5 protein-coding genes are annotated in these 6798 nt (G+C 71.0%); 3 read left to right on the forward strand and 2 right to left on the reverse strand.

The window, feature by feature from the left end; genetic code table 11:
- Window positions 1-26: 26 nt before the first annotated feature.
- On the forward strand, window positions 27-1004 hold the full coding sequence (locus ACFVIM_RS13980; RefSeq protein ID WP_384300946.1) for a heme A synthase: 978 nt from the start codon (window positions 27-29) through the stop codon (window positions 1002-1004).
- Between the two features lie 760 nt (window positions 1005-1764).
- Here the strand turns inward: ACFVIM_RS13980 and ACFVIM_RS13985 are convergent.
- Together ACFVIM_RS13985 and ACFVIM_RS13990 are read right to left on the reverse strand one after the other, a co-directional pair.
- Window positions 1765-2088: a hypothetical protein gene (locus ACFVIM_RS13985; protein ID WP_384300947.1), complete on the reverse strand. Its 324-nt coding sequence runs from the start codon at window positions 2086-2088 to the stop codon at window positions 1765-1767.
- 111 nt (window positions 2089-2199) lie between these two features.
- Complete coding sequence (locus ACFVIM_RS13990; RefSeq protein WP_384300948.1) at window positions 2200-3180, reverse strand: heme o synthase; 981 nt, start codon at window positions 3178-3180, stop codon at window positions 2200-2202.
- A 304-nt stretch (window positions 3181-3484) separates the two neighbouring features.
- On the opposite strand from ACFVIM_RS13990, the gene tkt reads away from it, so the two are divergent.
- Entirely contained in the window at window positions 3485-5572 is a 2088-nt protein-coding gene (gene tkt / locus ACFVIM_RS13995) for a transketolase (protein WP_384300949.1), read from the forward strand.
- Between the two features lie 32 nt (window positions 5573-5604).
- Window positions 5605-6723, forward strand: a complete 1119-nt coding sequence (gene tal, locus ACFVIM_RS14000; protein WP_384300950.1) for a transaldolase — start codon at window positions 5605-5607, stop codon at window positions 6721-6723.
- Window positions 6724-6798: the final 75 nt, after the last annotated feature.

The following is a 6798-nucleotide window of genomic DNA, read 5'->3' on the forward strand; positions in this document are numbered from 1 at the left end:
AAAAGTTGCACAAGGCCCGTCCTACGATGGGGCCCGTGCAAACCCCCCTCGCCTCCATCGCCCAGCGCTGGACACCCCGCCCCGGGATCCTGCGGCGCGCCGCGCTCTCCGCCGTCGTGATGAGCGTTCTGATCATCGTCACAGGTGGCGCGGTCCGGCTGACCGGCTCCGGGCTCGGCTGTGACACCTGGCCCAAGTGCACGGACGACAGCCTCTTCGCCACCCCCGAGCAGGGGCTGCACGGAGCGATCGAATTCGGCAACCGGATGCTCACCTACGTGCTGTCGGCGGCCGTGGGCTGGACCATCATCGCCGCCCGCTCCTCCAAGCCGAGGCGCCGCCCGCTGACCCGGCTCGGCTGGGCCCAGTTCTGGATCGTGGCGAGCAACGCCGTCCTCGGCGGGATCACCGTGTGGACCGGGCTCAACCCCTGGACCGTGGCCGGACACTTCATCGCGGCGAACGCACTGCTGACCGTGACCGTCATCACCTGGCACCGGGCGGGCGAAGGCGACGGCCCGGCCCGGCCCCGGGTACCCCGCCCGGTACGCAAGCTGGCCTGGGCGATCGTCGCGACCACCGTCGTCCTGATCGTGCTGGGCACCGGCGTCACCGGCTCGGGCAAGCACGCGGGCGACAGCAGCGACGTCCCCCGGATGCCATGGGACTGGACGCTGGCCGCCCATGTGCACGCCATCGCCGCCTGGGTCGTGTGCGCGCTGGCACTGGCGATGTGGCTGGTCGTCCGTGGCGTGGACGCCCCGGACGACGTCCGGGCCCGCTGCCGTGAACTGCTGCTGATCCTGCTCGCCCAAGGCGGCATCGGCTACCTCCAGTACTTCACCGGAGTCCCCGAAATCCTGGTCGGCGCCCATATGCTCGGCTCCTCACTGATGTGGATCGCCGTCGTCCGACTGGCCCTCAGCCTCCGCGAACGCCCCGAAACAGAAACCACGCCCGCCGCCGCTCCTATTGAGCGGTCCTTCTCCTCCGGGGCGCTCTAGTCGAGATTTTCGCGTCCGACGTGCTCGATCGCTCGTTCCTCGCGATCTCCGCGCGACGGCCGTGAAAACTCGACGCGCCCCTTCGGCTCAGGACCGACCTCAGGTAGGTCGAGTCCTCACACGGAGCTAATCACCGGCAGAGCCACCGTGAGCGAATCCGGTGGCGGGGCTCCCTCGGGAATCCGGGGGCGGGCTCCCTTCGCGTGTCGACAACGGGTCACGGTCACACCGGCCGTCACCACCGCAGCCGGGGGTCAGGGGGCACGTTCGGGGGGTGCAGGGTCGCCCCCGCAGGGAGGGGCGGGCGGACCCGGCCTCACCGAACACGGGCGCCTCATCCGCCGCTCCCGAGGAGGTGAGCCCGGAGGCCACCGAACCCCGCAGACGAAGGACAGCCGCAGCGACGGAACCACCCCCGACCGGTCAGGGTCACATGGACAGGTACCGACGCAGCCGGGGGCCAGCGGGCAGGTTCGGGGGGTGCAGGGTCGCCCCCGCAGGGAGGGGCGGGACAACCCGGCCTCACCGAACACGGGCGCCTCATCCGCCGCTCCCGAGGAGGTGAGCCCGGAGGCCACCGAACCCCGCACACAAAAGACAGCGGCAGCGACAGACACCGCACCTGCGGACCGCGCACAAGGGAAGCCACCGACCCCGCGCCGGACAACGGCGCGCCGGCACCCACGGCCAGGCGGCGCCCAGCCACATCGCCCGCCCCACGGCCGGGGCCAGAGCCCCACGACGCCCCCCGGTCAGGCGGTCAGCCGTTCGACGGTCCGCCCACCTGGATCCCCGCCATGCGGCTCCACTCGTACGGCCCGGTGCGCACCTTCGCCGCCATCGCGCCGTCGAAGGACTCCTGGAGGGTGAGCCCGGCGCGCTCGGCGGCGGCCAGGGCGATGGCGTGGGTGGGGGCCACGAGGTCGCCCCAGGTGCCGTCCTCGCCGACCAGGACGATCCGGGTACCGGCCTGTCCGAGGTACGCCAGTTGGCCCTCGGCGCCGCCGTGGGCGCGGGAGAAGGCGCCGATCTCCTTGGCCAGCTTGGTGGTCCTGCGCTCTGCCTGCTTGGTGTCGTCTGCCATGGCCCGATGCTACTTACCGGTAAACAGCCGGGGCCAGGTGATCGCGCCCACATACGGCGAACCCCGCGCACCAGGCGGTGCACGGGGTTCGGGGAGCGCCTCGGCGGGCGGTCAGCGCAGGAACGGGTCGACCGCCACGGCCAGGAAGACCACGGAGACATAGGTGATGGACCAGTGGAAGAGCCGCATCTCCTTGAGCTTCGCGCCGGTCAGGCCCGCCTTGGCCCGGGCCTGGAGCGCGTGTGCCTCCCACAGCCACCAGCCGCCCGCGGCCAGTGCGACGGCGGTGTAGAACCAGCCGGTGTACCCCAGCGGGGTGAGCAGCAGGGAGACGCCGACCATGACCCAGCTGTAGAGCACGATCTGGCGGGCGACCACCTTGTTGGAGGCGACCACGGGGAGCATCGGCACACCCACCCGGGCGTAGTCCTCCCGGACCTTCATCGACAGCGGCCAGTAGTGCGGCGGCGTCCAGAAGAAGATCACCATGAAGAGGATGACGGCGGCCCAGGACATCGAGTTGGTGACGGCGGACCAGCCGATCAGCACCGGCAGACAGCCCGCGATGCCGCCCCAGACGATGTTCTGGGCGGTGCGCCGCTTCAGCAGCATCGTGTAGACGACGACGTAGAAGAGGAGCGCGCCGAGCGCGAGCCAGGCGGAGAGCCAGTTGACCGTGAGGCCGAACCAGAGGGTGGAGACCACCGCCAGGGTGAGGCCGAAGACGAGGGCCTCGCGCGGTGAGACCACGCCCGTGACCAGGGGGCGGTGCGCGGTGCGCTGCATGAGCGCGTCGATGTCGCGGTCGAGGTACATGTTGAGCGCGTTGGCGCCACCGGCGGAGAGGTAGCCGCCGAAGCAGGTGGCGAGCACCAGCCACAGGTCGGGGACCCCGCCCTCGGCGAGGAACATCACCGGCACGGTGGTGATCAGCAGCAGTTCGATGATCCGCGGCTTGGTGAGGGCGACGAACGCCTTGAGCCGGGCCCCGAACGACCGGTCCACGGGGCTGGTCCCGAGTTCACCGAGGGCCACCCGGGCATCGGTGGTGCCCCCACCCGCTGGACGGGATTCGATGGCCGTCACGCACACCCCTGACAGAGACTCCCAGCAAGCCCCGTACACCCGCGGCGACGGGTGAGGACACGGATGAGGATCCGGTGAGGACTTGCGCGTACCACGCCACTGTAGAGGCTGCCCATCCGTCGTCCTGCACGGGGGTGGGGTCGTGTTGACCCCTCGTTCACCAGGGGTGGGCGGGGGGAGCCGCCTCGGATGAGAGGCCGGTGGGCGGGGCGCGGGTAGGCTCGGCAGCGCCCGGTGCTTTCGCGTCACCGGGGGACGACATGTGTCAGAGCACATGCGCCAGACATGTGGAGAGGAGCCCTGACCCAGGGTGAGCACCAAGCCGACCACCACAGACCTCACATGGACCGATCTGGACACGAGGGCCGTGGATACGGCCCGCGTCCTGGCCATGGATTCCGTACAGAAGGTCGGTAACGGCCACCCAGGTACGGCCATGAGCCTCGCGCCCGCCGCGTACGTGCTGTTCCAGAAGGTCATGCGGCACGACCCCGCCGACGCGGAGTGGACCGGCCGGGACCGGTTCGTCCTCTCGGCCGGCCACGCGTCGCTGACCCTCTACGTCCAGCTGTACCTCGCGGGGTACGGGCTGGAGCTGGACGACCTCAAGTCGTTCCGTACCTGGGGTTCGAAGACCCCCGGTCACCCCGAGTACGGGCACACCACCGGCGTCGAGACGACGACCGGCCCGCTCGGCCAGGGCGTGGCCAACGCGGTCGGCATGGCGATGGCCGCCCGCTACGAGCGCGGTCTGTTCGACCCGGAGGCCGCCCCCGGCACCTCCCCGTTCGACCACACCATCTGGGCCATCGCCGGTGACGGCTGCCTCCAGGAGGGCATCGCCGCCGAGGCGTCCTCGCTCGCCGGGCACCAGAAGCTCGGCAACCTGGTGCTGCTGTGGGACGACAACCACATCTCCATCGAGGGCGACACCGAGACCGCCGTCTCCGAGGACACGCTCCAGCGGTACGAGGCGTACGGCTGGCACGTCCAGCGGGTGGCGCAGCTCCCCAACGGCGACCTCGACCCGGACGGCCTCTACCAGGCGCTGCGGGCGGCGCAGGCCGAGACCGGGCGCCCGTCGTTCATCGCGGCCCGCTCGATCATCGCCTGGCCCGCCCCGCACGCGCAGAACACCGAGGCCGCGCACGGCTCGGCGCTGGGCGAGGAGGAGGTCGCGGCCACCAAGCGCGTCCTCGGCTTCGACCCGGAGCTGCACTTCGAGGTCTCCGACGCGGTCATCGGGCACACCCGCGAGGCGCTGGAGCGCGGCCGTGAGGCGAAGGCGGAGTGGGAGAAGTCCCTCGCCGCGTGGCGCACCGCCAACCCGGAGCGCGCCGCCGAGTTCGACCGCGTCCAGGCGGGCGAGCTGCCCGCGGGCTGGGAGGAGAAGCTCCCGGAGTTCGAGACGGGCAAGGCCGTCGCGACCCGGGCCGCCTCCGGGAAGATCCTCCAGGCGCTGGGCGCGGTGGTGCCGGAGCTGTGGGGCGGCTCGGCCGACCTCGCGGGCTCCAACAACACGACCATCGACAAGACGTCGTCGTTCCTGCCTGAGGGCAATCCGCTGCCGGAGGCCGACCCGTACGGCCGCACCATCCACTTCGGCATCCGCGAGCACTCGATGGCGGCCGTGATGAACGGCATCGCGCTCCACGGCAACACCCGGATCTACGGCGGGACCTTCCTGGTCTTCTCCGACTACATGCGCAACGCGGTGCGCCTCTCCGCGCTGATGCACCTGCCGGTCACCTATGTCTGGACGCATGACTCGATCGGCCTCGGCGAGGACGGCCCGACCCACCAGCCGGTGGAGCACCTGGCCTCGCTGCGCGCCATCCCGGGTCTGAACATCGTCCGTCCGGCCGACGCCAACGAGACCGTCGTCGCCTGGCGCGAGATCCTCAAGCGGTACACCAAGACCTTCGGGGTCGGTGCCCCGCACGGCCTGGCGCTGACCCGGCAGGGCGTTCCGACGTACGAGAGGAATGAGGACGCGGCCCGTGGCGGCTACGTACTCGCCGAGGCCGAGGGCGGCGCGCCCCAGGTGGTGCTGATCGGCACCGGCTCCGAGGTGCAGCTCGCCGTCGGCGCGCGGGAGCTGCTCCAGGCCGAGGGCGTGCCCACCCGGGTGGTCTCGATGCCGTCGGTGGAGTGGTTCGAGGAGCAGGACCAGGAGTACCGCGCGTCGGTGCTGCCGCCGTCCGTGACGGCGCGGGTGGCGGTCGAGGCCGGCATCGGGCTGACGTGGCACCGCTATGTGGGTGACGCGGGCCGGATCGTCTCGCTGGAGCACTTCGGTGCCTCCGCCGACGCCAAGATCCTCTTCCGCGAGTTCGGCTTCACCGCCGAGGCGGTGGCCGCCGCCGCGCGGGAATCTCTCGAAGCCGCCGCGCGCTGACGCCGGTATACGACCGATCAGGAGCAAGACTCATGACTGACGCACTCAAGCGCCTCACCGACGAGGGCGTGGCGATCTGGCTGGACGACCTGTCGCGCAAGCGGATCACCTCCGGCAACCTCGCGGAGCTGATCGACCAGCAGCACGTGGTGGGCGTGACGACCAACCCGTCGATCTTCCAGAAGGCCATCAGCGGTGGCGACGGCTACGAGCAGCAGCTCACGGAGCTGGCCGCGCGCAAGGTCACCGTGGACGAGGCCATCCGGATGATCACCACGGCGGACGTCCGGGACGCCGCCGACATCCTGCGCCCGGTCTTCGACGCCACGGACGGCCGGGACGGCCGGGTCTCCATCGAGGTGGACCCCCGGCTGGCGCACCACACGGCGGCGACCATCGCCGAGGCCAAGCAGCTGGCCTGGCTGGTGGACCGCCCCAACACCCTGATCAAGATCCCGGCGACCAAGGCCGGTCTCCCGGCGATCGCCGAGACCATCGGTCACGGGATCAGCGTCAATGTGACCCTGATCTTCTCGCTGGAGCGCTACCGGGAGGTCATGGACGCCTACCTCACCGGTCTGGAGAAGGCCAGGGAGCGCGGGCTGGACCTCTCGAAGATCCACTCGGTGGCCTCCTTCTTCGTCTCCCGGGTCGACACCGAGATCGACAAGCGGATCGACGCCCTGGGCACCGACGCGGCCAAGGCCGCCCGTGGCAAGGCGGGCCTGGCCAACGCCCGGCTGGCCTACGAGGCGTACGAGGAGGTCTTCTCCTCCGACCGCTGGACCGCTCTGGAGCGCGACGGCGCCAACCGCCAGCGTCCGCTGTGGGCCTCCACCGGGGTCAAGGACAAGGCGTACAAGGACACGCTGTACGTGGACGAGCTGGTCGCCCCGGGCACGGTCAACACCATGCCGGAGGGCACCCTGGAGGCCACCGCCGACCACGGTGTCATCACCGGTGACACCGTGCGCGGCACGTACGAGCAGTCGCGCGCGGAGCTGGCCGCCGTCGAGGCGCTCGGCATCTCCTACGACGAGGTCGTGGGCCTGCTGGAGGACGAGGGCGTCGAGAAGTTCGAGTCCGCCTGGATCGACCTGCTGGCGTCGACGGAGGCGGAGCTCAAGCGCCTCGCTCCCTCGGAGGGCTGAGACCCGTGTCCGGTACTGGCGAAGCCAATCCGCTTCGTGACGCCGCCGACCGACGGCTCCCGCGCATCGCGGGGC

Origin of the sequence: Streptomyces sp. NPDC057638 (assembly GCF_042800315.1) — a bacterium.
GTDB lineage: Bacteria > Actinomycetota > Actinomycetes > Streptomycetales > Streptomycetaceae > Streptomyces.